Source organism: Corallococcus macrosporus DSM 14697 (genome assembly GCF_002305895.1).
In the GTDB taxonomy this organism is placed as follows: Bacteria; Myxococcota; Myxococcia; order Myxococcales; family Myxococcaceae; genus Myxococcus; species Myxococcus macrosporus.
The window spans coordinates 3,415,311-3,441,609 of the sequence record NZ_CP022203.1; the positions used below are offsets into that span (position 1 = coordinate 3,415,311).

The 26,299-nt window shown below is 72.4% G+C and carries 17 protein-coding genes; 15 read left to right on the forward strand and 2 right to left on the reverse strand.

Annotation, left to right across the window (positions count from 1 at the left end):
• Positions 1-112 precede the first annotated feature (112 nt).
• From MYMAC_RS14385 to MYMAC_RS14445, 13 genes are all read left to right on the forward strand, one after another.
• Entirely contained in the window at positions 113-757 is a 645-nt protein-coding gene (locus tag MYMAC_RS14385; RefSeq protein WP_095958511.1) for a CDP-alcohol phosphatidyltransferase family protein, read from the forward strand.
• A gap of 157 nt (positions 758-914) precedes the next feature.
• Positions 915-3,884, forward strand: coding sequence for a choice-of-anchor D domain-containing protein (locus tag MYMAC_RS14390; protein ID WP_095958512.1), 2,970 nt, complete (start codon positions 915-917; stop codon positions 3,882-3,884).
• Positions 3,885-3,992: 108 nt separating this feature from the next.
• On the forward strand, positions 3,993-4,379 hold the full coding sequence (locus MYMAC_RS14395) for a hypothetical protein (protein ID WP_043710959.1): 387 nt from the start codon (positions 3,993-3,995) through the stop codon (positions 4,377-4,379).
• Positions 4,380-4,513: 134 nt separating this feature from the next.
• Positions 4,514-6,925, forward strand: a complete 2,412-nt coding sequence (locus MYMAC_RS14400; protein ID WP_204817624.1) for a serine/threonine-protein kinase — start codon at positions 4,514-4,516, stop codon at positions 6,923-6,925.
• Positions 6,926-6,944: 19 nt separating this feature from the next.
• Complete coding sequence (locus tag MYMAC_RS14405; protein ID WP_095958514.1) at positions 6,945-9,299, forward strand: serine/threonine-protein kinase; 2,355 nt, start codon at positions 6,945-6,947, stop codon at positions 9,297-9,299.
• Positions 9,300-9,609: 310 nt separating this feature from the next.
• Positions 9,610-10,134: a MerR family transcriptional regulator gene (locus tag MYMAC_RS14410; protein ID WP_013939489.1), complete on the forward strand. Its 525-nt coding sequence runs from the start codon at positions 9,610-9,612 to the stop codon at positions 10,132-10,134.
• A 42-nt stretch (positions 10,135-10,176) separates the two neighbouring features.
• Positions 10,177-10,668, forward strand: a complete 492-nt coding sequence (locus MYMAC_RS14415) for a sigma factor-like helix-turn-helix DNA-binding protein (protein WP_002635080.1) — start codon at positions 10,177-10,179, stop codon at positions 10,666-10,668.
• Positions 10,669-10,775: 107 nt separating this feature from the next.
• Positions 10,776-12,320 (forward strand): bifunctional phosphoribosylaminoimidazolecarboxamide formyltransferase/IMP cyclohydrolase, encoded by a 1,545-nt coding sequence (gene purH / locus MYMAC_RS14420; RefSeq protein WP_095958515.1) that lies wholly within the window; start codon positions 10,776-10,778, stop codon positions 12,318-12,320.
• Between the two features lie 3 nt (positions 12,321-12,323).
• Complete coding sequence (locus tag MYMAC_RS38375; RefSeq protein ID WP_095958516.1) at positions 12,324-15,152, forward strand: zinc-ribbon domain-containing protein; 2,829 nt, start codon at positions 12,324-12,326, stop codon at positions 15,150-15,152.
• Position 15,153: 1 nt separating this feature from the next.
• The gene (gene purD, locus MYMAC_RS14430) at positions 15,154-16,419 is read left to right on the forward strand and encodes a phosphoribosylamine--glycine ligase (protein WP_095958517.1); all 1,266 of its coding nucleotides are present in this window, start codon (positions 15,154-15,156) and stop codon (positions 16,417-16,419) included.
• Positions 16,416-17,528, forward strand: a complete 1,113-nt coding sequence (locus MYMAC_RS14435; RefSeq protein WP_095958518.1) for an LptF/LptG family permease — start codon at positions 16,416-16,418, stop codon at positions 17,526-17,528. The genes purD and MYMAC_RS14435 overlap by 4 nt, the downstream gene beginning before the upstream one ends.
• The gene (locus tag MYMAC_RS14440; protein WP_095958519.1) at positions 17,525-18,640 is read left to right on the forward strand and encodes an LptF/LptG family permease; all 1,116 of its coding nucleotides are present in this window, start codon (positions 17,525-17,527) and stop codon (positions 18,638-18,640) included. Before MYMAC_RS14435 ends, MYMAC_RS14440 begins: the two co-directional genes overlap by 4 nt.
• 1 nt (position 18,641) lies before the next feature.
• Positions 18,642-20,012 (forward strand): O-antigen ligase family protein, encoded by a 1,371-nt coding sequence (locus tag MYMAC_RS14445; protein ID WP_095958520.1) that lies wholly within the window; start codon positions 18,642-18,644, stop codon positions 20,010-20,012.
• On the opposite strand, the gene MYMAC_RS14450 is transcribed toward MYMAC_RS14445, so the two are convergent.
• The gene (locus MYMAC_RS14450) at positions 19,964-21,085 is read right to left on the reverse strand and encodes a glycosyltransferase family 4 protein (RefSeq protein WP_095958521.1); all 1,122 of its coding nucleotides are present in this window, start codon (positions 21,083-21,085) and stop codon (positions 19,964-19,966) included. The two genes, MYMAC_RS14445 and MYMAC_RS14450, sit on opposite strands and share 49 nt — an antisense overlap.
• Before the next feature lie 86 nt (positions 21,086-21,171).
• On the opposite strand from MYMAC_RS14450, the gene MYMAC_RS14455 reads away from it, so the two are divergent.
• Complete coding sequence (locus tag MYMAC_RS14455; protein ID WP_157757502.1) at positions 21,172-22,281, forward strand: glycosyltransferase; 1,110 nt, start codon at positions 21,172-21,174, stop codon at positions 22,279-22,281.
• A 253-nt stretch (positions 22,282-22,534) separates the two neighbouring features.
• The gene (gene wbaP / locus MYMAC_RS14460; RefSeq protein WP_013939498.1) at positions 22,535-23,929 is read left to right on the forward strand and encodes an undecaprenyl-phosphate galactose phosphotransferase WbaP; all 1,395 of its coding nucleotides are present in this window, start codon (positions 22,535-22,537) and stop codon (positions 23,927-23,929) included.
• A 69-nt stretch (positions 23,930-23,998) separates the two neighbouring features.
• Here wbaP and MYMAC_RS14465 read toward each other — a convergent pair whose 3' ends face one another.
• Positions 23,999-25,939: a serine protease gene (locus MYMAC_RS14465; protein ID WP_095958522.1), complete on the reverse strand. Its 1,941-nt coding sequence runs from the start codon at positions 25,937-25,939 to the stop codon at positions 23,999-24,001.
• Positions 25,940-26,299 lie beyond the last annotated feature (360 nt).

Below are 26,299 nucleotides of genomic sequence, written 5' to 3' on the forward strand. Positions count from 1 at the left end.
ACCGTCAAAGTGTTTCTGAAACTGGATGATTTCCCACACCGCCGGGCACAACGCAGTGTGCCAAGAACGAGGTGCCGGCCACGCGGGAGGGGTGTGGTAGGAAATTGCGCATATGTCGACCGAGCCGTCCCGTGCCCGCCGCCCGCGCCGTCACTTCTCGATGATTCGCACGTTCGTGCTCGCTGACTTCGTGACGCTGGGCAACGGCTTCGCGGGGGCGGGCGCCATCCTGGCGTCGATGCAGTACCTGGCGTCCGGGGAGGTGCGCTGGCTGTGGGTGGCCTTCGGGTTGATGCCGGTGGCGTTGGTGATGGACGTCATGGACGGGCGCATCGCGCGCTGGCGCTTCAAGAAGTCGCCGCTGGGCGCGGACCTGGACTCGCTGGCGGACGTCATCTCCTTCGGCATGGCCCCGGCGGCGCTGGCCTTCGCGGTGGGGATGCGCGGCTCGCTGGACGTGGCGGCGCTGCTCTATTTCGTGGCGTGTGGCATCAGCCGGCTGGCGCGCTTCAACGTCACCTCGGCGGAACTGTCGGATGAGACGGGGAAGGTGAAGTACTTCGAGGGCACGCCCATCCCCACGAGTCTGGCGTTGGTGATGGTGATGGCCGCGGCGACGTGGGCGGGGCGCGTCGGGCCGGACCTCTGGGGCGGCGAGTGGCGCGTGGGGCCGTTGGTGCTGCACCCGCTGGCGCTGATGTTCGTGGCCAGCGGCAGCGCGATGATCAGCAAGACACTGCGCATTCCGAAGGTTTGATTACCGGACGTCCACCCACCCCTGGGCGCGGGGTTACCCACGTGTGGCTGGTTGCCCACCCTGAAGTGGGTGCCTAGCTTCGCCATCGTTCCTTTCGCCGTGCTCCATGTGAGGCACGCGGCGGCCAGGGTTGACGGTAGTGGGGAAGGGGTGGGCCATGACAGGGCGCTGGGGCTGGGTGGCCCTCGCGGTGGTGGGGTTGCTGGCCGGGTGTGCGGACCGTGAGCGTTCAGCGCTGGCGGACGGGCGGCTGACGGCGACGCCTGGTGGCGTCGACTTCGAGAAGGTGGCCATCTTCGATGCGCGCGAGGCGGAGATTTCGCTGCGCAACGTGGGGCGCGCCCCCGTCGACGTGAACGAGGTCTGGGTGGAGGGGCCGGAGGGCGCCTACCGGGCCGAGTTCACCCATGAGGGCCCCCACAGCCTGCAACCGGGGAGCGCGTGCTCGCTGCGGGTGCGCTTCGCGCCGGCCGCGGCGGGGGCCCAGCCCGCGGTGCTGGTGGTGCGCTCGGACACGCGCATCGAGCCGTTGCTGCGCCTCCCCCTGAATGGAAGCGGCGTGGACGCGTGGGCCCGCGTGTCACCGCGGCGGCTGGACTTCGGCCGCATCGAGGCGGACGCCACGAAGACGCTGCCGCTGCGGCTGGACAACCCCACGGAGCTGCCGGTGGAGGTGACGCCGAAGCTGGTGGGCGCCGACCGCGACGAGTTCAGCGTGGAGGCGGTGACGCTGGCGCCCGGTGAGAGCCGGGAGCTGAACGTGACGTTCCACCCGGTGCGGGTGGGGCGCAAGCAGGTGGCGCTGGCGGTGTCGCCCTGCCGCGGCTGCGCGGACGTGTCGGTGCAGGTGGCCGCCGAGGCGCTGGAGCGCGCGGTGGTGGCCGAGCCGGAGGTGCTGGACTTCGGCGCGGTGCCCGTGGACCGGGACGCGGTGCGCGAGTCGAGCATCCGTAACATCAGCACCGAGCCGGTGACGGTGACGCGGTTGACGCTGGAGGGCCGCGACGCGTCCTTCACCCAGAACAACGACGTCAGCTTCCCCTTCGTGCTCCAGCCCGGCGAGGTGCGGACCTTCACCTTCCGCTACAGCCCGGACCACCAGGGCGCGGCGCAGGACACCGCGCTGTACCACGTGGAGAGCCGCCGCCACCCGACGACGCCCGTGGCGTTGCGCGGCTACGGCGGCGCGCCGGAGCTGTGCGTGTCTCCGTCGTTCCACGACTTCGGCACGCAGCCGCTCGGCGCGAAGGTGCGCGTCATCATCAACGTGAAGAACTGCGGCGCGTCCAACGAGGGCGGGCTCACCATCAACACGCTGGACTGGCTGCCGCAGCAGGGCGGGGCGCCCCAGTTCAACCACACGCCGCTGGCGCTGCCGGTGACGCTGCCGCCGGGCGGCGAGGTCAACCTGGAGGTCTTCTACGAGCCCACCGAGCTGCGCGCGGCGGAGGGCTCGCTGGTGATGACCACGAACGCCTTCTCCGCCGCCACGGTGCAGATGGACTTCCGCGGCGACACGGAGGCGCACGCGCCCTGCGAGCTCGTGCTCACGCCGCAGGCGCTGGACTTCGGCACCATCCCGCCCGGGCAGGGCGCGGTGCTGGGCCTCAAGCTGGAGAACCGCGGCACGGATTTGTGCCCGGTGAAGAACATCCGCCTGCGCGACGACGGCGGCGGCGTCTTCACGCTGCCGGGCGGCGACCTCTACGGCGGCATCATGTACCCGGGGGACTGGTTCAGCTTCCAGGTGGCCTTCATGGCGCCGGTGGCGGGCGGCCACTTCACCGGCACGGTGCAGATCGAGCAGATGGAGCCGGCCAACCCGGTGATGCTGGTGCCGCTGGTGGCCAACACCCAGGCGGTGTGCCTGGTGGCGTCGCGCCGCTACATGGACTGGGGCGTGGCGCGGCCGGACTGCCCCGCCGAGCCCATGGAGGTGAACTTCCTCAACGCCTGCGCCGCGCCGGTGACGGTGGCCGACGTGTGGATTGGTCCGGGCACCACGGACTCGGAGTTCGGCCTGTCGGCGGTGCCGGACCCCATCCCCTTCGTACTTCCGCCCAACGAGGCCTTCACGGTGGGCGTGGAGTACCTCGGCCTGGTGTCGGGCATGAACCTGTCGCCGCTATACGTGGCCTCCAGTGATTTGCCAGCGCCGTTGATGGTGCCGCTGGTGGGCGAGTCGTCCATGCGGGTGGAGCGGACGGACACCTTCATCCAGCAGGACGTCAGCAAGGTGGACGTGTTGCTGGTGGTGGACAACACCGCCTCCATGGCGGTGGAGCACCCGCGCCTGGTGGACGCCATCCCCACCTTCGTGCAGACGGCGCTGGACCGGGGCGTGAGCCTCAACGTGGCGGTGACGACGACGGGCATCCACCCGGTGACGCCGCCGGACCCGGCCAACGCGTGCCCGGGCGGCGCGGAGGGCGGCGAGGCGGGCCGCTTCTTCCCGGCGGACAACTCGCTGCCGCGCATCCTCACGAGCGCGACGCCGAACCTGGCGCAGCAGCTCCAGCAGAACGTGCAGGTGGGCCGCTGCGCGGAGGTGGAGCAGGGCTTCGAGGCGATGCGCCGCGCCCTGTCCCGGCCGCTGGTGAACAGCGCGGATGACGCGCGCACGCCCCTGCCCGACGACGGCAACGCGGGCTTCCTGCGCGAGGAGGCCGCGCTGGTGGTGCTGTTCGTCAGCGACGAGGATGACCACTCGCCCGACGCGGTGGACACCTACGTGGACTGGGCCCAGCAGCTCAAGGGGCAGAACCAGCCCCAGCGGGCGACCTTCTACGCCATCGCCCCGCCGGCGGAGGGCTGCGCGACGGCCGGTGGCGCCGGCACCCGCTACGCGGAGGCCACCGCCCGCACGGGAGGCGAGGTGGTGAGCGTCTGCGCGGAGGACTACCGGCCGCTGCTGCAGGCGGTGGGCGACAAGGCCTTCTCCGCGCAGGAGCGCTTCCCGCTGAGCGACCTGCCGGAGCCCGGCACCGTGACGGTGACGGTGAACGGGACGCCGTCCACGTCGGGCTGGACCTACGACGCCGCCACCAACAGCGTGGTGTTCGACGTGGTGCCGCCGGCCGGCACGCGCATCGCCATCAACTACCGGCGCTCCTGCGAAGCGATGTAGCGCCCGTGAAGGGCCGACCATCCGGCCCTTCACGGCGGTGTCAGTCCCCGGTGCTACAGGTCTGCTTCCGCCTGTGCGGATGACCAGAAAATTGGAGGTCACCTCGCGGTGTGTACCCTGAGGTCGTACCTGCACCTGCCGAGGAGGCACCCGGTGAGCTCCCAGGATTTCGAAGGAACGATGACGAGCGCGGCCCGCCCCTCCGGGAAGGCGCCTGGGTTGCGCGTCATCAAGGGAGAGGGGCGGCGGAGGGAGGAGCCGCTCGCCTCCCGGGACGCCGTGGCGCGGGTGTTGATGGAGGCCGGCGCGGACCTGCTGCTGCGCAGGATCAGCCCGGCGCGGGCCGGGGAGATCGAGCGGAAGGTGGACCGGGTCCTGGACCTGTTCGACCGGGTGGACGTGGCGCCGGTGCTGATGCCGGTGCTGAAGCGGCACCTGGACGAGCTGGAGGCCCTGATGCGGGAGACCCGCGAGGTGCGGGCCGCCCGGAGATAGCCACAAAGGCGGCTCCGGGAGCGGTTGGGGGTTTGACCCTCCTTCCCGGTGCGCTTACGCTCGGGTCCTTCCCGCGCCCGGAACCCGGGGCCACTTCAAGGTGGTTGTCCCGTCCAGGGGCCGGTCAGGTCGCCGTGTCCATCGAAACCTATGGCAGGTATCAGCTCCTGAAGCGTCTCGCCACGGGCGGGATGGCGCAGATCTATCTTGCGCGGCCTCAGGGGGCGGAGCCTGACAAGCGGGTGGTGGTCAAGCGGATCCTCCCGCACCTCGCGGAGAACGACGACTTCGTCAAGATGTTCCTGGACGAGGCGCGCATCGCCGCCCGGCTCAACCACCCCAACGTGGTGCAGATCTTCGACCTGGGGGCCCAGGACGACTCCTTCTTCATCGCCATGGAGTACATCCACGGCGACGACCTGCGGCAGCTCTGGAAGCACTCGGAGTTGATGGGGCAGCCGCTGCCGGTGCCGCTGGTGTGCCGCATCCTCATCGAGGCGTGCGCGGGCCTGGACTACGCGCACAAGCGCACGGACCCGACGACGGGCCGGCCGCTGGGCATCGTCCACCGCGACGTGTCCCCCCAGAACATCCTCGTCACGTTCGAGGGCGGGGTGAAGGTGGTGGACTTCGGCATCGCCAAGGCGGCGGACCAGGCCACGGTGACGCGCTCCGGGGTGCTGAAGGGGAAGTACTCGTACATGTCGCCGGAGCAGGCGGCGGGCATGCGGGTGGACTGCCGCGCGGACATCTTCGCGTTGGGCATCGTCCTCTACGAGCTGCTCACCGGCACGCGGCTGTTCAAGCGGCCCAACGACATCCAGACGCTGACGGCGGTGTCGGAGTGCCGGGTGGTGCCACCCTCGCAGGTGACGCCGCGCGTGCCGGCGGACCTGGACGCCATCGTCCTCAAGGCGCTCGCGAAGGACCTGTCGGAGCGGTACCAGGAGGCGGCGCAGCTCCAGCACGCGCTGGAGGAGTGGCTGGCGCGGCACCACGCGCCCGCGACGTCCGCGCACCTGTCCGCCTTCGTGAAGGAGGTCTTCGCGGAGCGGCTGGCCGAGGAGGCACGGGCCGGCGACGTGCTGGGCGAGGACCTGGATTCAGGCGGCTCGCGGCCGGAGTCCCCGCCGCGCCGCACCGGGCTCAGGCCCGCGCTGCCGCCCCGGCCGCCGCCGCTGTCCCCGGAGGATGACGCCACGGCGGCGCTGCGCCCGCGCCCGCCGTCGCGGACGGGCCGCTTCGAACTGGAGCCGGAGAAGCCCGCGCCGCGCCCGACGGGCCGCTTCGAGCCGGAGCCGGAGCCCCGGCCCGCGCCGCGCCTGACGGGCCGCTCCGAACCGGAGCCGGAGCCCCGGCCCGCGCCGCGCCTGACGGGGCAGCGCCGGGCGGTGGAGCCGGAGCGGCCCTCGCGCTCCGGCATGGGCGCGCTGCCGCCGTTGCCGCCGCCCGTGGAGGAGGACGCGCCCACGGTGGACGCGCGGGCCGCCTCGCGGGAGACGCGGACGGACGTGAAGCTGGGCGGGGCCGCCGCCGCGCCCACGGACCCGCGAGGGGCGCCGAGGCCCTCCGGGTTGATGAGCCGGTTCGACCTGCCCGCGTCGGTGGACGACGACGAGGACGCGCCCACGCTGGATGCCCGCGCGGGCGCGCGCGCGGAGGTGCGCGGGGGGCACGAGGTGGAGGAGGACGCGCCCACCATCGCCATGATGGAGACGGCCAGCCGGCCCGCGCGCGTGGTGCTGCCGCTGCGGGACGGAGAGCCGCTCGAGGAGGACGCGCCCACGCTGTCGCTGGGGATGTCGCGTCCGGCCAGGCGCGCCGGGGCCCCCGCGGCTTCGGGGGGCTCGGCGTGGCTGTTCGTGGGCCTGGGCCTGCTGCTGGCCGTGGCCGTGGGCGTGGTGTTCTGGTCCATGCGGTCGTCCGAGCCCGAGGTCGTGCCGGTCGCGGCGGAGCCGGAAGCGCGCGCGCCGGTGCCGGAGCCGCGGCCGGCCCTGACGGAGTTGCAGCCGCCGCCCGTGGTGCCCCAGCCTCCCGTGGAGGCCGCGCCCGCGCCGGTGCGGCTGCGCATCGAGACGCAGCCCGAGGACGCGGTGGTGCTGGTGGACGGCGCGCGTCAGGCGGCGCGGCCGGTGGTGCTCGAGGCGGCGGTGGGCCAGCAGGTCGCCGTGCGCGTGGAGGCCGAGCGGCACCAGGCGCTGGAGCGGACGGTGACGGTGGGAGCGGGCGCGGAGCAGGTGGCGCGCTTCACCCTGGAGCCGGAGCCCCGGCCCACGGCTGCCGTGGCGGCGGTGGTCCGCGAGCGCCCCACGCGTCCCGAGCCCCGGACCGAGAGCCGTACGGCCCGGGTGCGCTTCGTGGTTCACCCGTGGGCGGAGGTGACGTGCGGTGGCAAGCGGCTGGGCGAGACGCCCTTCGAGGCCGTGGACCTCCGCGTCGGCAGCTACGACTGCCGGTTCGTCAACGCCGACCTCAAGAAGACGCTCAGTAAACGTATCGAGGTGAAGCCCATCGACCTCAACGTGGTGAGCGTGAAGTTCGAATAGCCATGCCTTGGATGCTCTCGTGACGCTCGAAGCCGGCACTCACATCGGCAAGTACATCGTCCGCCGCAAGCTCGCCGAGGGCGGCATGGCGGAAATCTACTTGTGCACGGCGCGCGGCGCGGAGGGCTTCGAAAAGGAAGTCGTCATCAAGCGGGTGCGCGCCTTCCTCGCCAGCGACCCGGAGTTCGTGGGGATGTTCATCGCCGAGGCGCGGCTGGCCTCGCGGCTGAACCACGCGAACGTGGTGCAGATCTTCGACTTCGACAAGCACGAGGACACGTACTACCTGGCCATGGAGTACGTGCGCGGCTGCTCGCTGTGGGAGCTGCGCAAGCGCGGCAAGGAGCTGATGGAGCCGGTGCCGCCGATGCTGGTGGCGCACATTGGCGCGGAGGTCGCCCGCGGCCTGCATTACGCCCACCGCGTGCGGGTGAATGGCCAGCCGCTGGACCTGGTGCACCGGGACGTCACGCCGCACAACGTGCTGCTGTCCTTCGACGGCGCGGTGAAGCTGACGGACTTCGGCATCGCCAAGGCGGGCAACAAGCTGACGCAGCCGGGCGTGCTGAAGGGCAAGTTCGCGTACATGTCGCCCGAGCAGGCCCGGGGCGAGGCCGTGGACGCGCGCACGGACATCTTCGCGCTGGGCGTGGTGCTGTGGGAGATGCTCACGGGCGGCCGCCTGTTCGACGGGGACTCCGAGGTGGCGGTGCTCCGCGCGGTGCAGCAGAGCGCCATTCCGCCCCCGGCCCGGCTGAACCCCGACGTGCCGGCGGACCTGGACGCCGCCGTGGTGCGCGCCCTGGAGCGTGACCCCGCGCTCCGCTTCCAGACGGCCGCCGAGCTCGAGCGCGCCCTGGCCCAGTGCGTGCTGACGCATGCGCGCTCCGTGGACGACACGGACCTGAGCGCCTTCATGCGCCGCCTGTTTCCGACGAGCCTCACCCAGGCGATTCCGACGGTGCAGGAGCGCACGCACGTCGTGGAGGGCGAGCCGGCCCCCGGGGCGGGGCCAGGCCCCGTGCCGCGCGAGCCCACCGCGGTGATGGCGCCTCACGGGCGCAGTGGCCTGGCGTTGCCGACGTCTCCGGATGAGGACGTCAACGCGCCCACCTTCGTGCTGCCTCGCAGGGGCGAGGAGGCCGCGCTGGACGCGGCGCCGCTGCCGCCCATGGCCACGCCGATGATGCCGCTGCCCGCGGTGGCGTCGTCGCCGGTGCCGCGCGGTGTGGCCTCGGATGGGGGCTCCCCGGCGCAGGTTCCGGGAGCGTCCAGCGAGGAAGGGTCCGCGGCCCCCGGCCGGCAGCAGCGCGCCGAGGGCGTGGCTCCGGCGGCGCCCTCGGATGAGCGGTCCTCGGCGCGGGGCCCGCAGGGGCACTCGGCTGGAGCGGGCGCGGGCGCGCCGGGTGACGAGCGGTCCTCGGCGCCGGGCGGGCAGGGGCGTTCGGAGGGGATGCCCTCGGGCGCGCCCCTCGACGGGACGTCCTCGGGGTCGGGAATGCGCTCCGTGCCCGGCGAGGCCGCGCGTTCAGGCAGGACGCCGAGCCGGGGCGCTGGCGTTCCGTCGGTGGCCGGGGACGCGCGTACGCCCAGCCGGCCCGAAGGGCTCGCCGCCGTCGCGCCTTCGCCCGGCGCCAGCGGGAGCCTGGGGCTGGCCAGCGCGTGGGATGACGAGGACGACGACGAAGGCACCGCGTCGACCACGGAGCCCGAGGCGCTTCCCGCGGGCGGACCCAGTTGGCCTGGAAACGCCCAGGTGGCCGCCCCCCGTGCGTCCGGTCCGGTGGCCTCCGTGGGCGTCCCGCCCTCGCGCAAGCCGTGGGCGCTGGGGCTCTCCGTCGCGCTGGGGCTCACCGTCATCGGAGGCGGTGTCGCCTTGATGCGTGGCCGTGACGCGACGCCGCCTCCCGTCGCGCAGGCCGGGCAGGCCGCGCCCGAGGTGCCCGAGGTGCCCGCGCCCGTCGTCGCCGAGGCGCCGGCGCCCGTGGCTTCCAGTGGCGTGGAGGCAGCGCGGGACGCTGGGGTGGAGCCCGCGGAGGCCCCCCAGGACGCCGAAGCCGAGGTCGACGGCGTGTTGCGCGAGGAAGTGCTCGCCGCCGCGACCAGCCCGTCGTCCGCGGCCAAGGCCCCGGAGCCGGAGGACACGCGCGCCGCCCCGTCGAACGGCACGCTCCAGGTCCAGGCCGCGCCCTATGCCACCGTGTTCATCAACGGCAAGCGCATGGGCGAGGTGACGGGGCGGGCGACGTACCGGTTGCCCGCGGGCGCCCACAAGCTCGTCTTCCAGCACCCGTCCGGCGAGCGCCGCTACGACGTCACCGTCACCGCGGGCGGCACCGTGAGCCGCGAGTTCCGCGCCCCCAGGGCCCGCTGACCCTTCCGGTGTCCCGGCGCGGCCTCACTCCGCCGCGCCCGGGGCCCCTGGGAGGTCCGAAGTCACCCGCTGCCTCCGTGCTCGCGCGCTTCCGCGCGCTTGAGCGCCCCCAACGTCCAGTCCTGAACGCCGCGGCTTCGCGCTGAGCGAGGTCCGCTCCGGGCCACGACGCCTACCTCGTCCCACCTCCCGCTCCGCCTGTTCGAAGGCGGGCGATTCGTCCACCCCCGCCTGCTTGCCTGGTGGTCTGCCTTGACACCCAACCGTCCGTTCTGGCACTCAGTGGCCCCCACTCAGTGGATTATATTCAATGGAATCCATGGACCTGCTGGCTCCGGAGGAGATTGCTCGGATCGAGCGCGAGAACGCGGGCGGCCTGCCCGCGAGCGCCATCCTGGAAATCTTCCGGCCGCGGGGCGTGCGCCTCTCGGAGGCGACGTTCCGGAAGTACGTGCAGGCCGGCCTGCTACCCAGGAGTCGCCGGGTCGGCCGGAAGGGGAAGCACCAGGGGAGCGTCGGGCTCTACCCGGTGGAGGCGGTGCGCCGCATCAATGTCATCAAGAAGATGATGGCGGAGGGGCACACCCTGGAGGACATCAAGCGGTCCTATGTCTTCCACAGCAACTACATCGACCAGTTGGAGCGGGACCTCGCGGGCCTCCTGGATGGGTTCCAGGAGGAGCTGGGGGACCGCGCCTTTGGGGGGGCGCACCGGCGTTCGCTTGAGGCACAGCTAGCAACCTTGCGGCAAAGAGCGCAGGATCTGGTCCGGGATGTCGCCCGGCTGGGCAGCGCCGTGACTGCACGCGCAGACGAAACCAACCGTTCGCAATAGAATACCCGGGAACCGGGTAGACTGGCCTCACGTGGAGGGGACATGTCGGAAGTGAAGCAGCTACAGGAGGAGGGGGGGGACCAGGAATCGGACCAGGCGCAGGAGCGCCGCCGTTCCAAGACCATGTCGCGCAAGGAGATGGCGCGCGACCTGCGGAGGCGGCGCCTCACGGGTCAGGTGGACCCCGAAGAGGCCGACCTGCTCAAGCAGATGGATGACACGCGGCCGCGCACCCGCGCGGACTGCATCAACGGGCCCCGGCCGTGCAACTTCGTCTCCTGCAAGCACAACCTCTACCTGGACGTGAACCCGGAGACGGGGTCCATCAAGCTCAACTTCCCGGACAAGGAGATCTGGGAGCTGGAGCACACCTGCGCCCTGGACGTGGCGGAGAAGGGCGGCATCACGCTCGAGGAGGTGGGGGAGATCATGAACCTCACCCGTGAGCGCATCCGCCAGGTGGAGACGCGCGGGCTGATGAAGCTGCGCGAGGCCACCGAAGCCGAGCCCCCGGTCTCGGCGCGCAAGCCCTGAGGTGTCCGCGGGTGGTTTCCACCCGCAAACGGAGGGCCGACGTGTTGCGTTGACACCCCAGGGGGTGGTTGCTACTACCGCCGCTTCCCGCACACCGAGGCCCACACGTGCTGGCTCTCCTGAGCGTATCCGACAAGCGAGGTCTGGTTCCCTTCGCCCAGGGGCTCGTCCGCCTGGGCTTCCGGTTGTTGTCCACCGGGGGCACGCTGGAGGCGCTCAAGGGCGCGGGGGTGCCCGTCACCAAGGTGTCCGAGCACACGCAGAGCCCCGAGATCCTGGGTGGCCGCGTGAAGACGCTCCACCCCCGCATCCACGGCGGCATCCTGGGGCGGCTGGAGCTGGACGCGGACCGGGAGGAGATGAAGGCGCACGGCATCGAGCCCATCTCCCTGGTCGCGGTGAACCTGTACCCCTTCCGGCAGACGGTGGCCTCGGGCGCCGCGGAGCCGGACGTCATCGAGCAGATTGATATTGGCGGGCCCGCCATGGTCCGCGCCTCCGCGAAGAACTTCCGCCACGTCTCCGTGGTGGTGGACCCGGACGACTATCCGGCGGTGCTGGCGGAGCTGGAGGAGCGGAAGACGGTGGGCGAGGACACGCGGCGCCGGCTGATGCGCAAGGCCTTCGCGCACACGGCGGCCTACGACGCCTCCATCTCCGCGTGGCTGTCCGCGCAGGCGGGGGAGGCGTTCCCGGGCGAGCTGTCGCTGGCGTTCCAGAAGTCGCAGGAGCTGCGCTACGGGGAGAACCCGCACCAGCGCGGCGCCTTCTACCGCGAGCACGCCACGCCCCAGGAGCCGACGGTCGCCTTCGCCAGGGTGCTGCAGGGCAAGGAGCTTTCGTACAACAACATCCTGGACCTGGACGCGGCCCTGGGGCTGCTGCTGGAGTTCCCGGAGGCCCCCGCGGCGGTCATCATCAAGCACAACACCCCGTGCGGCGTGGCGGTGGATGACGCCCTGGTGAAGGCCTACCGCACGGCCCGCGCGGTGGACGAGGTCTCCGCCTTCGGCGGCATCGTCGCGCTCAACCGCGAGGTGGACGCGGCCACGGCCCAGGCCATGGCGGAGACCTTCCTGGAGGCGGTCATCGCCCCGTCGTATTCGCCGGAGGCGCTGCAGGTGCTGGCGGCGAAGAAGAACCTGCGCCTGCTGGAGGCGGGGCCCGCCCTGGCCAGCCCCCAGGCCCGGCCCCGGGCCCAGTTGGATGCCCGCAGCGTGTCCGGGGGCCTGCTGCTGATGGACCGGGACTCGGTGGAGCCGCCCCTGTCGTGGAAGGTGGTGTCCAAGCGGGCCCCCACGCCGGAGGAGGAGCGGGCCATGCGCTTCGCCTGGAAGGTGTGCAAGCACGTCAAGAGCAACGCCATCGTCTTCGCCTCGGGCGCCCGGTTGCTGGCGCAGGGCGGGGGGCAGACGAACCGGGTGGACTCGGTCCGCATCGCGATGCAGCGCGGCGGGGAGGCCCTGAAGGGGAGCGCGGTGGCCTCGGACGCCTTCTTCCCGTTCCGGGACGGGCTGGACGAAGCCGCCCGGGCGGGGGCCACCTGTGTCGTACAACCCGGCGGTTCGGTCCGTGACGCGGAGTTGATTGCCGCCGCGGATGAACATGGGATGGCCATGGTGCTGACGGGAGTGCGACACTTCCGGCACTGAGCCATGCGCATCGTCTGTCAGAAATGCGCGGCCGCCTACGCGATTGATGACAAGCTCATCACCGCCAAGGGTGTCCGCGCGCAGTGTCCCCGCTGCCGCCACCTGCAGTTGGTCCGGCGTGATCCCTCGGCCGCGCCCGCACCGGCGCCCCAGCCCCCCGTCACCCTGACGCCCGTCTCCGGCGCGGGGGCAGCGCCCGCGCCCAACCCCGCCGACGACCTCTTCGGAGACTTCGGCGCGCCGCCTCCCGCCGCCGCGCCGGCACCCACGCCGGCCCGGAGCGAAGGGGCGGCGGGCTCGGACCTCTTCGGCGACTTCGGGGCGATGCCCGCGTCCGCGCCGGCGTCCTCTCCGCCCGTGGACCCGTTCGCGGACCTGGGGGCCCCGGCCGCGGCGCGTGGGCCGGCGGCGGCGGAGGACCCGCTGCTGGACTTCCTGGGGCCGCCGCCTTCCGCGCCGCAAGGCCTGGAGGCGCGGGCCGAGCGTCCGGCGAAGCCCGCCGCGCCGAAGCCCCCCGCGACCGCGGGCTGCCGCGCCTGTCAGAAGCCCCTGACGGACTCCTTCGACCAGGCGCTCGGCATCTGTGACGACTGCCGCCAGCCTGGCGCCGCCCAGGTGCCGCCCGCCGCCGCGAGCCGTCCGTCCGCCCCGGCGGCGAGCGCCGACTCCCTGCCGCCCATGGCGGACCTCGGCGCGGGCCCCTCTTCGGGGGGCGGCGCGCAGGACCCGCAGCCGGAGCCGCGCGGTGGCGCGCGCGTGCCCATCAGCACCGACATCATCCCGGACATGGGGCCGGAGCCGCGCAGCGGCGCCCGTGGCTCCGCGCCGCAGCTCGGGGCCGAGCCTCGCAGCGGCCCGCGCGCGGCGCCGGTGCGCACCAGCGCCGCGCAGCACGGTGGCCGCGCACGCGGTGGCAGGGGCGGACTGGTGGCGGGCCTGGTGGGGCTCGTCGTCGTGGGCGGCGGGGTGGGGGGCTACTTCCTGTACCAGCAGCAGCAGACGGCCCGCCGCGACGAAGGCCCTCCGCCCGCGCCGGCCATCCCGGACGCGGTGCAGGCGGTGCTGCCGCGCTGGAAGCTGAAGTACCTGGAGATTTCGGGGACCAGCGCGGAGCGGCTGGCGCAGGGGCAGCAGCAGCTCGCCCGGGACGAGCGTTTCGGTTACGCGGAGGCGGAGGAGTCCTTCCAGCAGGCGCTGCTCCTGGACCCGACGAGTGACGCCGCCATCGCCGGCTACGTGCAGGCGCTGGCCCTGGGACGCGGCGCGCGCATGGACGACGCCACGTTCCAGGAGGCCCGCGCGCTGCTGCTGGCGGCGGAGTCGCGCTCCGGCCGGACGGCGCCGCTCCTGCTGGCGCACGCGAACCTGCTGCTGGCCCGCTCCGGGCAGCCCGAGCAGGCGCGTCCGCTCGCGGAGGAGCTGCTCGCCCGCGCGGAGCTTCCGGACGCGCAGAAGGCGGAGGCCCACCTGGTGCTGGGCCGCACGTGGCTGTCGTCCTCGCGCGAGCTGGCGCGCAGCCACTTCGACTCCGCGCAGAAGCTGGCGCCGGACATCAAGCGGCTGCACTACTATCGCGCGCTGGCGCATGCGTCGGGCGGTGAGTACTCCGCCGCGCTGGACACGCTGCGCGAGCGCCTGGAGGCGAACCCGAAGGACTGGGAGAGCCTGGCGCTCACCGCCCGCCTCTACCAGGAGGTGGGCGAGCCCGGGGAGGCGCGCAAGCTGTACGAGGCCCGCGTGAAGGCGGAGCCCGGCGAGCTGCGCGCGCTGCTGCCGCTGGCGATGCTGCGCTATCAGTCGGAGGGCAGCGCCGCGGGCGCGGTGCGCGAGCTGCGCGCGCTGCTGAGGAACCGCGCGCGCTACGACGCGCCCGAGGTGGCCGAGGTGCTGGTGCACCTGGCGGCGGCGGAGCGCACCGCGGGCAGCCAGGACGCGGCGGCGAAGTCGGCCGAGGAGGCCCTGCGGTTGGTGAAGGACCTGCCGGAGGCGCACCTCCAGTTGTTCCTGGTGGCCCTGGGCCGCCGCGACGCGGAGAAGGCGCGGGCGCACCTGCCGGGCTTCCGCGGGCAGCTCGAGGACGGCGCGCTGGAGAAGGTGCTCGAAGGCCGGCTGCTGCTGCTGGAGAAGCAGCCGCTGGTGGCGCTGGAGGCGTTCCAGGCGGCGGTGAAGCTGGACGCGCGGCGGCTGGACGCGCAGCTCCTGGCGGGGGTCGCCGCGGCGAGCGCGAAGCGGCGGGACGATGCCTTCCGGGCGCTGCACCAGGCGTTGCAGTCGGACCCGCTCCGGTTGGAGCCGCGCCCGGTGATGTCCGCCTATTGGGTGCGTCCGCGCGAGACGGTGGACGGCGTGGAGGGCGTCATCCTCGCGCTCGCCGAGGGGCCGGAGGACCCGTCCCCGCTGCTGTACGAGGGCCTGCTGCGCTTCCACCAGCACCAGCTCGACGCGGCCGAGCGTCACTTCCGCGGCGTGCTGGAGGTGGACGCGAACAACGCGGGGGCCCTGGCCTACCGCTCCCTCATCGCCCTGCAGCGCGGGGCCGTGGCGGACGCCCGGCGCCTGGGCGAGCGCTCCGCGGCGGCGGGGCGGCAGATGCCGGTGTCCCACCTGGCGCTGGGGCTGGCGCGGGCGGAGTCCCGGCAGGTGGAGCCGGCCAAGCGCGCGCTGCGGGACGCGCTGGCGCTGGCGCCGACGCTGCTGTCGGCGCAGGCCCGGCTGGCGAACCTGGAGTCGCCCCAGGGCAAGGCCGCGGCGAAGGACACCCTGGTGAAGGTGGTGGGGTTGGATCCGGCCTACCTTCCCGCGAAGCGGATGCTCTACCTGTTGGAACGGTGAGGTGGATGTGAAGGTCCTGCTGCTCGGTTCCGGTGGCCGTGAGCACGCGCTCGCGTGGAAGCTGTCACGGAGTCCCCGGCTGACTCGGTTGCTGTGTGCGCCTGGCAACCCGGGCACGGCGAAGCTGGGCACCAACGTGGCCCTGCGCGCGGACGCGCCGGAGGAGGTCGCGGCGTTCGCGAAGCGCGAGTCGGTGGACCTGGTGGTGGTGGGGCCGGAGGCGCCGCTGGTGGCGGGCGTCGCGGACGCGCTGGCCGACGTGGGCATCGCCTGCTTCGGGCCCGTGGCGGCGGGCGCCCGCATCGAGGGTTCCAAGGCCTTCGCGAAGGACATCATGGCCGAGGCCGGCGTGCCCACCGCCGCCTTCCGCACCTTCACCGACGTGGCGGCGGCGGAGGCCTACGCGGTGGCGCAGGGCCGCATCGTCGTGAAGGCGGACGGCCTGGCGGCGGGCAAGGGCGTCATCGTCGCCCATGACGTGGAGGCCGCGCGCGCGGCGGTGCGCGCCGTGGGCGCCATGGGCGTGGCGGGCCAGACGATGGTCCTGGAGGAGCTGCTGGAGGGCGAGGAGGTGTCCGCCATGGCGCTGTGCGACGGCGAGCGCTACGCCATGCTGCCGCTGTCCCAGGACCACAAGCGCGTGGGCGAGGGCGACACGGGGCCCAACACCGGCGGCATGGGCGCGTACAGCCCCGCGCCCTTCCTGTCCGCCGAGCAGCTCGCGGAGGTGGGGGAGCGCGTGGTCGCCCCGACGCTGGCCGTGCTGCGCCGGCGCGGAATTCCCTTCCGGGGCGTGCTGTATGCGGGGCTGATGCTCACGCGGAGCGGCCCGAAGGTGCTGGAGTTCAACGCCCGCTTCGGCGACCCGGAGACGCAGGTGTTGATGATGCAGCTCGGCGAGGACCTGCTGCCGCTGCTGGACGCCTGCGCGCGGGGCACGCTCACGCCCCGGACGCTGGTGTCCGCGCCGGGGGCCTCGGTGGGCGTGGTGCTGGCGGCGCGCGGCTATCCGGACGCGCCGGAGAAGGGGCGGCGCATCGAAGGGCTGGACGCGGTGCCGCCGGACGCCACGGTGTTCCTGGCGGGCGTGGAGGCGCGCGACGGCGGGCTGGTGACGGCCGGCGGCCGGGTGCTGACGGTGTGCGCGCGGGGCGAGGACCTGGCGCGCGCGCGTGAGCGGGCGTACGCGGCGGCGGCGGCGGTGCGCTTCGAGGGCATGCACTTCCGCCGGGACATCGGCGCGCGAGGGATGAAGGGCGCCCCGTGAACAGCCTGTCGCGCTACCTGCTCCGGGAGCTGCTGGTCCCGCTCGGCGTGTGGGTGGCGTTCATGTTCCTGCTGCTCTTCGTCATGCAGTTCCTGCGGGGCACCGACGTGCTGCTGGGCTCGTCGGTGACGCTGGTGGACCTGGCGCGGCTGCTGGCCTACCTGGCGCCGCACTTCCTGATGATGGCGCTGCCCATCGCCTTCCTGCTGGCCATCCTCCTGGGGTTGGGCCGGCTGGCCGAGGACCGGGAGCTGACCGCGCTCCAGTCGCTGGGCGTGGGGCCCAGCCGCCTGGTGGCCGCGCCGCTGGGCATCGCGGTGGCGCTCAGCGCGCTGATGCTGGTGATGACGTCCACGGCGCAGCCCTGGGGTCTGTCGGGCCTGAAGGTGCTGGTGAGCGAGGTCATCCGGAAGAACGCCGTGGGCGACGTGAAGTCCGGCGTCTTCTACGAGGACCTCAGTGACTTGACGCTGTACGCGGAGCAGGTGTCCGCCGACGGGAAGTGGACCAACGTGCTCCTGCATGACGACCGGGAGGCGGACGCGCCGCTGCTGGTGCTGGCGCGGCGGGGCCAGGTGGGCACGTCCACCAGCGGCGAGGTGCTGCGCTTCGCGCTGGCGGCGGGCGAGGTGCACCGCTCCGCCGGGGGCGAGGCGGAGGAGTACAGCGTCATCCGGTTCGACGAGGCCGAAATCAGCGTGGGCCTGGGCGCGTCCATGGGCAAGCGCAGCCGCTTCTCCTTCTCCCGCGAGGAGCTGACGCCCGCCGAGTTGATGGCGGCGGCGCGCGACGCGGAGGCGCGGGGCGAGGACCCGCGCGTGTTCCGGATGGCGCTGCACAGCCGGCTGGGCAGCGCGCTGGCGCCCATCGCCTTCGCGCTGCTGGGCACGCCGCTGGCCATGGGCCGGCGCCAGTCGGGCCGGGCGTGGGGCTACCTGCTGACGCTGGGGGGCTACGTCCTCTACTACCTGCTGAGCCGCGTCTTCGAGCAGATGGGACAGAAGGGGCAGATGCCCGTGGCGCTGGCGGGGCAGATGGCCAACCTGGTGTTCATCGCGGTGGGCCTGGTGGCGCTGTACCGGGTGAGCCGCTCGGGGACGCTCAAGTGAGGGCCACGCTCTTCTCCTATGTGTTGCGCGCCTACGTGCGCTACGCCCTGGGCATGCTGGCGGGGCTGGTGCTGGTGTTCGTGGTGGTGGACTTCGTGGACCGCGCGAAGCTGTACACGGGCCCGGGCTGGGTGCGGGACGCGGCGGAGCTCTACTTCTACAAGGCGATGATGTCGGTGCAGCAGCTCGGGCCGGCGGCGCTGCTGCTGGCGGCGGGCACCACGGTGTCCGCGCTGCGCAAGCAGGGCGAGGTGACGGCCATCCGGGCGCTGACCTTCGGCCCGTCCGCGCTGTACCTGCCCATCCTGGTGGCGTCGTTCGTGGCCTGCGCGGGGCTGGTCGTCTTCGACGAGCGGGTGGCGACGTACTCCGGCCGGCGCGTGGACGAAATCACCACCCAGCGCTTCAACAAGTGGGGCGACTGGCGCTTCTACTACACGCCCAAGCAGTGGTTCCGGCGCGGGGACAACATCTTCTTCCTGCGGGGCGGCAGCGCGCAGGAGGGCTTCCAGGACGTGTCCGTCTTCACGGTGACGGAGTCGTTCGACCTGCGGCGGCGCCTGGATGCCTCCGGCATGTTCCCGGTGGAGGGCATGCGCTGGCGCCTGACGGACGTGGTGGAGCGCACCTTCGACGGCGAAGGCAAGACGTCCGTGCGGCGGCTCCCCGAAGCGGAGTACGCGTTGGGCGTGGCCGTCACCGCGTTCCGCATCCGCCCGGGGCGCCCGGAGCAGATGCGGGCCTCCGAGCTGCGGGAGCAGATTGACGCGCGCCGGGACGTGGGGCTGGCGACGAAGCAGTTCGAGCTGGCGCTCCACAACCGCTTCGCCTACCCGATGGCCGCGTTCCCTGCGGCGCTGCTGGGCGTGGGGCTGGCCCTGCGGGCCAACCGGCGCGGGCACCTCACCGCCGCCATCATCGAGGGCCTGCTGACCGCGGTGGCGATGTGGGGGCTGATGATGGTGTGCCGCACGCTGGTCCTCACGGAGCGGTTGTCCCCCGGGGTCGCCGCGTGGACGCCCACCGTGCTGCTGGCGCTCGTCGCCGGAGCGGTGTGGTTGCAGCGCGAGGGCCTGTTGCACCTGCCCCGGCGCTCGCTGCTGGTGAGGTAGCGTGTCCACGCCCATGGGAACCGCGTCCGAGCTTCCGCTGGACCCGCGCTGGCGCCGCGCCGTCAACGCCGTGCTCGTGACGTGGACCGTGGGCCTGGTGCTGGCGGAGGTCGTGCTCCAGGTGGCGACGGGCGCGGCGGTGCTGCTGGCGGTGCTGCTGCGCGTCGGTGGGCGGCTGCGCCTCCCGCCGGACGTGCGGGCCTACGTCGGGGCCAGCGTGGGGCTGTGCCTGTGGCAGGCCGTGTCGCCCGCGGTGGCGCTGCTGACAGGCGCGGCGGAGGCGTGGCCTCGCGGCGCGCGCTACGGCCAGGTGCTGGATTCGGTGGCGGGCGCCGCGGCGGCGTGCGTGGGCGCCGCGGGCGTGCCGTGGCTGCTGCTGGCGGGCGTCCTGGCGGGGGGGTGGCTGGTGGCCGCGCTGCTGGGGATGTTCCAGAACCGGGTGCGCTGGTCCGTGGAGCTGCCCGCCTTCCTCAAGCTCAACCTGGGGCGCCTGCACGAGAACTTCGGCACGGAGGAGTCGCCCCGGTACGCGGCGGGGGGCTTCTTCTCGCACCGGCTGCGCTTCGCGCACGGCGCCATCGCGGCGCTCGGGCCGGCGTTGGCGGTGCTGGGCGGCGCGGAGCACGCGCGGCGGCGGGTCCTGGCGGGCGCGGTGGTGATGGGGATGCTCCTCTCCATCTACAACGCGTTCGCCCGGGCGGCCCTGGGCGCGGCCCTGCTGGTCAGCGTGGTGGCGTTGCTGCTGCTGGTGCAGGGCTCCGCGAGGAAGGTGGGCCTGGCGCTCCTCGTCGCGCTGGTGGCCGTGGTCTCCATGAGCCCGGCCTGGCGCGCGCGCATGGAGAAGGCGCTGGGCAACCTCTACGGCGGCGAGCGCGAGCACGCCATGGTGGTGGGGTGGAGCCTGGTGCGCGAGCACCCGCTGACGGGCGTGGGCTTCGGCAACCACAAGCCGGCGGCCCTGGCCACGCAGGACGAGACGGGCATCACCGACCTGCTGGCCACGGACTCACACAACCTGTGGCTGACGGTGTGGGCGGAGACGGGGCTGGTGGGCCTGCTGCTGGCGCTGGCGATGCACGGCTTCCTGGGGCGGGCGCTCATCCGGCGCTACCGGGAGGGCTCGCTCGCGGCCACCGGGGCGCTGCTGTCCTGGGTGGGCTTCCACATCCTCGCCATGGTGCACTACCTGCCGTTCCACTCCAGCGTGTACCTGTCCTTCTCCCTCGTGTGGGGCCTGGGCCTGTGTGAAGGCAGCGAGCGGCTGCGAGGCGGCACCGCGCGCCCGGCGCTCGACGCGCTCACGGAGGCGCCTGGCGCGGCGCCCTATCCGCGTGCGCCGCCCGGCGCGGAGGCCTCCAACACGCGCCGGTAGACGGCGAGCGTGCGCCGGGCACAGTCGTCCCAGGTGAAGCGCGCCACCCGCTCCCGGCCCAGCTCCACCAGCTCCCGGCGAAGCGCGTCGTCGCGCAGCACGCGCAGCGTGGCTTCGCGCCAGGCCGCGGCGTCATCGGGCGGGAGCTTCAGCGCCGCGTTGCCCACGACCTCCGGCAGCGAGGACGTGTCCGAGGCCAGCACCGGGCAGCCCGCGCCCATGGCCTCCAGGGCCGGCAGGCCGAAGCCCTCGTAGCGGGAGGGCAGCAGCAGCGCCGCGGCCGCGCCGTAGAACAGCGGCATCTCGTCCTCGGGCAGCTCCTCCAGGTCCAGGACATTCTCGTGCAGGCCCAGCTCGTGGGCCACCGCGCCCTTGCCGGCCAGCAGCACCACCGGGACGGGCAGGTCGCCGGCGAAGTCCTTCAGCAGGGCCAGGTTCTTGAAGCGCTTCGCGTTGCCCACCGCCGCCACGTAGCGCGCCGGCAGCTCGTGGCGCTCGCGGAACGCGGCGGCCTCGGCCTGCGTCGGAGGCTGGAAGCGGGCGTCCACGCCGTTGTGAATCACCTGGAGGCGGTAGGGTGACAGCTTGAGGTGCCTGGCGATTTCGTCGCGGGAGAACTCGGACACCGTCACCAGGGCGGAGGCCCGCCTCGCGCGGGGGCCCACCACCACGCGGTAGTAGAGGGACTGGGCCGGGGTGTACTGGTCCGCCAGCGCCAGGTGGTTGGCGTCATGGAGCGTGGCCACCAGCCGCCCGCCCCAGAAGAGCGGCAGGGAGAAGGAGGTGGCGTGGAAGGCCTCCGGCGCGAGCTGGAGCAGGTCCGCCGCGAGCGCAGGCTGTTCAAGAGGCGACAGGAAGCCGGCGCGCGCGCGGTGCAGCGGCATGCGCGGCGTCAGCTCGCCGAGCCCGGGCGCGAGCCCTTCGGGCGGCACCAACGCGGAGAAGCGCAGGTCGGGCGCCAGCGCGGGCATCCGCCGCGCCAGCTCCAGGGCGTAACGGGCAATCCCATGCAGCCGTCCGCGCACCATGCGCAGGTCGAGGAGGACGTGAGCCACGGCCCCCGCGTACCACACGCACGGCTCCCATGGGGGGCGGGCGGGCGCGCGCCGTTCCTTCGACGCTTGCCGCGCCGCGCGCGCCCGGTGCTAGAAGCCCTGCCGTGAAGGTCGCCCTGGTCCACGATTGGCTCGTCACCCACCGCGGCGGTGAGCGCGTCCTCGATGCCCTCTGCGAGGTGCTCCCCGGCGCGGACATCTACACGCTCATCCACAAGCCGGGCTCCCAGTCGCCGGCCATCGAGTCGCGCCGCATCTTCACGTCCTTCCTCCAGCACCTCCCCGGCATCCATTCGCGCTACCGGCACTTCCTGCCGCTGATGCCGAAGGCCATCGAGTCCCTCCGGCTCCAGGGGACCTACGACCTGGTCCTCTCCTCCAGCCACTGCGTGGCCAAGGGGCTGCGCACGCCGCGGGGCACGCCGCACCTGAGCTACGTGCACGCGCCCATGCGCTACATGTGGGACTTGTTCGACGACTACTTCGGTCCGGGGCGCACGGGGCTCCCGGTGCGCGCGGCGGCCCACGCCGTCCGCCCCTGGCTGCGCCGGTGGGACCGGAGGACGGCGGCGGGGGTGGACCGGTTCGTCGCCAACAGCCGGCACATCGCCGCCAAGGTGCGGCGCTTCTGGGGCCGCGAGGCCTCCGTCGTCCACCCGCCGGTGGCGCTGGAGCGCTTCGCCCAGGTGCCGCTGGAGGGCGGAGGCCAGGGGGGCTATTTCCTCTGGCTGGGCGCCTTCGCGCCGTACAAGCGATTGGACATCGCGCTGGAGGCGTTCCGCGGCCTGGACGCGCCCCTCTGGGTGGTGGGGACGGGGCAGGACGCGGCCCGCCTGGGTGGTGAAAGCCTGCCTGCCAATATCCGCTTCCTTGGCAATGTCTTGGATGCGTCCCTGCCGGCGCTGTACCGGGACGCCCGCGCGCTCATCTTCACGCCCGAGGAGGACTTCGGCATCACCCCGTTGGAATCCCAAGCAACGGGGCGCCCCGTCATCGCCTATGCGAAGGGCGGCGCGCTGGAGACCGTCACGAACCAGACAGGAATCTTCTTCCAGGAGCAGACGCCCGCCGCGCTCGCCGCCGCCGTTCGCCGCTTCGATGCATGGGAGCAGGGCTTCCGCCCCGAGGACGCGCGCGCGCAGGCGGAGCGCTTCAGCCGCGCGCGCTTCCAACAGGCCATGCTGGAGGAAATCGACGCAATTCTGAGGGGGTGATGCCAGATTCCCCAGGCTCCGCGTCGGGACTGTGACTTTCCTGTCACTCCTGGCCTCGCCATTTGTGGGCAACGGGGCGACATCGCTGCTGCCTGGAGGGGAGGGGCAGTCGCAACCCATTGTTTTCACGAATTTTTTCGTGTTAGCAACCGCGCCCATCAAACGGTGTTGGGCAAGGCGCGTGTCCGTTGACCGAGGGCGCGAGTCTTGCACCAGGGTGGCCGCCCGTTGATCACGCCACAGGAGTACTGCGGTGTTCAGTCGTCTCCAGCGTTTCTACACGTCGATCAAGGTCGTCGCCGACATGGTGATGCTCGCGATGGCATTCGTCCTCGCGTACGCCACGCGCTTCTCCGGCATCGTCCCCGTCACGGAGGGGATTCCGCCGTGGACCGACTCGTTCTTCTCGCTGGTGATGGTGCTCGTCATCTTCCCGGTGACGTTCCACCAGTCGCGGCTGTACGGCACCAACCGCTCCCGGACGAACACGGGCGAGGTGTTCGAGGTCTTCAAGTCCACCATCACCGCGGCGCTCATCCTGGTGGCGGTGACGTACTTCGTGCGGGAGCGGTACTCGCGCCTCACGCTGGCCATCTTCATCGTCTATGCCTTCACGCTGGTGACGTGCAGCCGGCTGGTGTTCCGCTACGTGCTGAGCGAGGTGCGCCGCCGGGGCCACAACCTCAAGTCCATCCTCGTCATCGGCGCGGGGGACCTGGGGCAGCGGGTCATTGAGACGGTGGAGCACCACCGCGAGCTGGGCTTCCGGGTGATGGGCGTGCTCACGCTGCGCCAGGAGAAGGTGGGCCAGTACGTGCACGGCGTGCGCATCATCGGGCACGTGGACCAGGTGAACGAGGTGCTGGATGCGCACCCGGTGGACCAGGTCATCCTCGCGCTGCCGCTGGAGGGCCACGCCCACGTCAAGGGGCTGATGGACAAGCTGGCCCTGCGCACCGTGGACGTGCGCGTGGTGCCGGACCTGTACCAGTACATCACCCTGTATGGCGGGCTGGAGGAGTTCGGCGGGCTGCCCATCATCCGCCTCCAGGGCGACCCGATGGAGGGCTGGAGCCAGGTGGCGAAGCGGGCCTTCGACATCACCTTCTCGCTGCTGGCCATCCTCATCACCTCGCCGCTCATGGTGGCCACCGCGCTGGCGGTGCGGCTCACCAGCCGCGGGCCCATGTTGTACCGCCAGGAGCGGATGGGCATGGATGGGCGCACCTTCCCCATCCTCAAGTTCCGCACCATGCGCATCGACGCCGAGCACTCGGGCGCGATGATGGCCCGGCCGGATGACCCGCGCCGCACGGTGATTGGCACCTTCCTGCGCAAGTACTCGCTGGACGAGCTGCCTCAGTTCTTCAACGTGCTGCGGGGGGACATGAGCCTGGTGGGCCCGCGCCCGGAGCGCCCCGTCTTCATCGAGGAGTTCAAGCGGCAGATTCCGCGCTACCACCTGCGGCACAAGGTGAAGGCGGGCATCACCGGCTGGGCGCAGATCAACGGCCTGCGCGGCCAGACGTGCATCGAGAAGCGCATCGAGTACGACCTGTACTACATCGAGAACTGGTCGCTGCTGATGGACCTGAAGATTCTCGTGCGCACGGCGCTGGGCGGCTTCCTGTCGAAGAACGCCTACTGACGCCGCGAGCCCGGGCGGTGGCGAAAGGCCACGGCCCGGGCCCGGAGCTTCACTGCCGCCGCGAAGCGCCTAGTCGATGCTCCACACCACGGTGCCCGAGCAGCTATTGCTGGAGTAGCAGCCCGCGCGAATCTGCAGCGGTCCAGACGTGGTCGCGGTGAACGACAGGCTGGAGCCCAGGCCGCTGCTGCAGCCGTCGTCATTGGAGGCGGCCTGCGTGGTCCCGTTGTAGAGCCGCAGGTAGGTGTCGCCGTTGGCGACGGCGCCCGCCACGCCACAGGTCGCCACGGAGATGCGCTGGCCCGCGGCGACGGTGACGTCGCGGTTGGTGGTGTTCTGCTGCGCGCTGGCGGTGTTGCTGGCGCTGAAGTCGAAGCTGCCGCTGGTGGGCCCGCCGGAGCCGCCGGTGGTCTCCCAGACGACGCGGCCGGTGCAGCTCCCGCTGGAGTAGCAGCCGGCGCGGACCTCGTGGTTGCCGGCGGTGGTGGCGGTGAAGGTGATGCTGGAGCCCCGGCCGCCGCAGGCGTCGTCATTGGAGGCCACCTCGGTGCCCGCGGGGTTGCGCAGGCGCAGCCACGTGTCACCCGTGAACTGGGTCCCCGTGAGGCCGCACGTCGCGACGGTGAGCGTCTGGCCGGCCGTCAGCGCGATGACGTGGTTGGTGGTGTTCTGCGTGGCGCTGGCGGTGTTGCTGGCGGTGTAGTCGAACGAGTCCTCCGGCGGCGGGGGCGGCGGCGGCGGAGGAGGCGGCGGCTCCCCGTTGCCGTTGGGGTTGCAGCCGGCGGCGGGCAGCGCGCACTCGGGCAGGCTGGTGCCCAGGTGGCTGATGACGGATTCAATGGGCACGCCGCGGTTGGGGCAGTAGGCGCAGTGGTGCAGGGCCACCACCAGGTTGTCCGCGTGGCCGATGACGGGCGAGCCGGAGGAGCCGCCCTGCGTGTCCGCGTAGTAGCCGATGTCGTTGGGGCCGCCCGACTGGCAGGAGGCCTCGTTGCGGCTGTAGACCTCGGCGAAGCCGGACTGGTCCTGGGTGTGGGTGGAGCGCACGGCGATCTTCTTCCCGTGGCCCGCCGGGTGCTGCGGCACGTAGATGCGCTCGTCCACCACGGCGCCGGTGGAGCGGAGCTGGAGGTAGCCGTAGGTGTTGGCGGGGTTCTGGGAGAGCTGGATGAGGGCGTAGTCTCGCGGCGCGTCCACCTTCACCAGCGTGCCCCCGGGGATGACGGTGCCCGGGCAGCCGAACCAGGAGGCGCAGCTCGTCGAACAGCTCGCGCCTTCCGCCATGAACTCAAAGTTGGTGTTCTGCGCCTCGCTCGCCGAGCCGATGCAGTGCTGGTTGGTCATCAGGTGGCCCTGGCTGCCCACGAGCCAGCCGGTGCACGCGCCCGAGCCGTTGATGAGCAGGCGCGCCACCGGGCGGGCGCGGCCATAGATGGCGGGGTCGCTGGAGGCGTAGCAGGGCGCCCACTGCGAGTCGTCCGCGCCGCAGAGCGCCTTGTTGTCCGACAGGCCCATCTCCTCGTTGGAGTAGCCGCGGGCGTACCGGTCAATGACGTAGCCGTGCTTGTTGAGGATGCCGCGGCGGTTGACGCTGTCGCGGCTGTGCAGCTCGATGATGGCCGTGTCACCGGGGATGTGGATGGCCCAGAAGCCGCCGCGCGCGCCCGGGTGCGAGTTGTCGTAGCGCCACTTGCGCGTGCCGTCCGGCGAGCGCACCACGACGAAGTCGCCTTCCTCCACGTCCAGGCGCTCGAAGTGGGGCGCGATGTACGCCGCGCCGGGGTGGGTGATGACGTCCGTGTGGATGGGGCCGTCGGACGCGCGAATCCGCGTGGTGGCGTAGGGGTGGGTCGTCTCGAAGCGCCGGAAGACGTCCTCGCCCACCTTCGTGAGCCGCTGGGACGAGGACGAGGCAGCGGCTTCCTCTTGCTGGCAGACCGCGTCGGAGGCCAGCGCCGGCGCCCCGGTGACGAGCGCGGTGACAAGACATGCGAGTGGGATGCGTTTCATCGATTCTCCTGGGAGTGAAGCGCTTACGGCGAGGACTGCACTTCCAGTTATAGTCCGCGAAACCGACATTCCTCTGTGGTCACGGTGGGTTCCGCGAAAGAGCAGTGGGGTTGAAGCATTCCCGTTTCACGGTGAGTGACGCCCGATGGGGGTGGCGGGAGCCTGGGGGAAGGGACTCGCGGTGAGGCGGGGACTTCACCCGGGGCAGGAGGGGCATGGCGCTGCTCGTGCGGCCTGGCGGGCGTGCAGCGGCCCCAGGTTGGAGGGGCGTCTCAGGCGCTGAGAACGCGTCTAGAATCGGGCGGACATGGCCGAAAAGCTCGGAGCGATCCTGGTCCGCAAGGGCCTCATCACGCAGGC

What these genes read in the sequence shown, in the direction of transcription:
- MYMAC_RS14465 (WP_095958522.1), bottom strand. Translation starts at nt 25,939, where the DNA reads ATGAAACGCATCCCACTCGCATGTCTTGTCACCGCGCTCGTCACCGGG.
- MYMAC_RS14385 (WP_095958511.1), top strand. Translation starts at nt 113, where the DNA reads ATGTCGACCGAGCCGTCCCGTGCCCGCCGCCCGCGCCGTCACTTCTCG.
- MYMAC_RS38375 (WP_095958516.1), top strand. Translation starts at nt 12,324, where the DNA reads ATGCGCATCGTCTGTCAGAAATGCGCGGCCGCCTACGCGATTGATGAC.
- MYMAC_RS14390 (WP_095958512.1), top strand. Translation starts at nt 915, where the DNA reads ATGACAGGGCGCTGGGGCTGGGTGGCCCTCGCGGTGGTGGGGTTGCTG.
- MYMAC_RS14415 (WP_002635080.1), top strand. Translation starts at nt 10,177, where the DNA reads ATGTCGGAAGTGAAGCAGCTACAGGAGGAGGGGGGGGACCAGGAATCG.
- MYMAC_RS14410 (WP_013939489.1), top strand. Translation starts at nt 9,610, where the DNA reads ATGGAATCCATGGACCTGCTGGCTCCGGAGGAGATTGCTCGGATCGAG.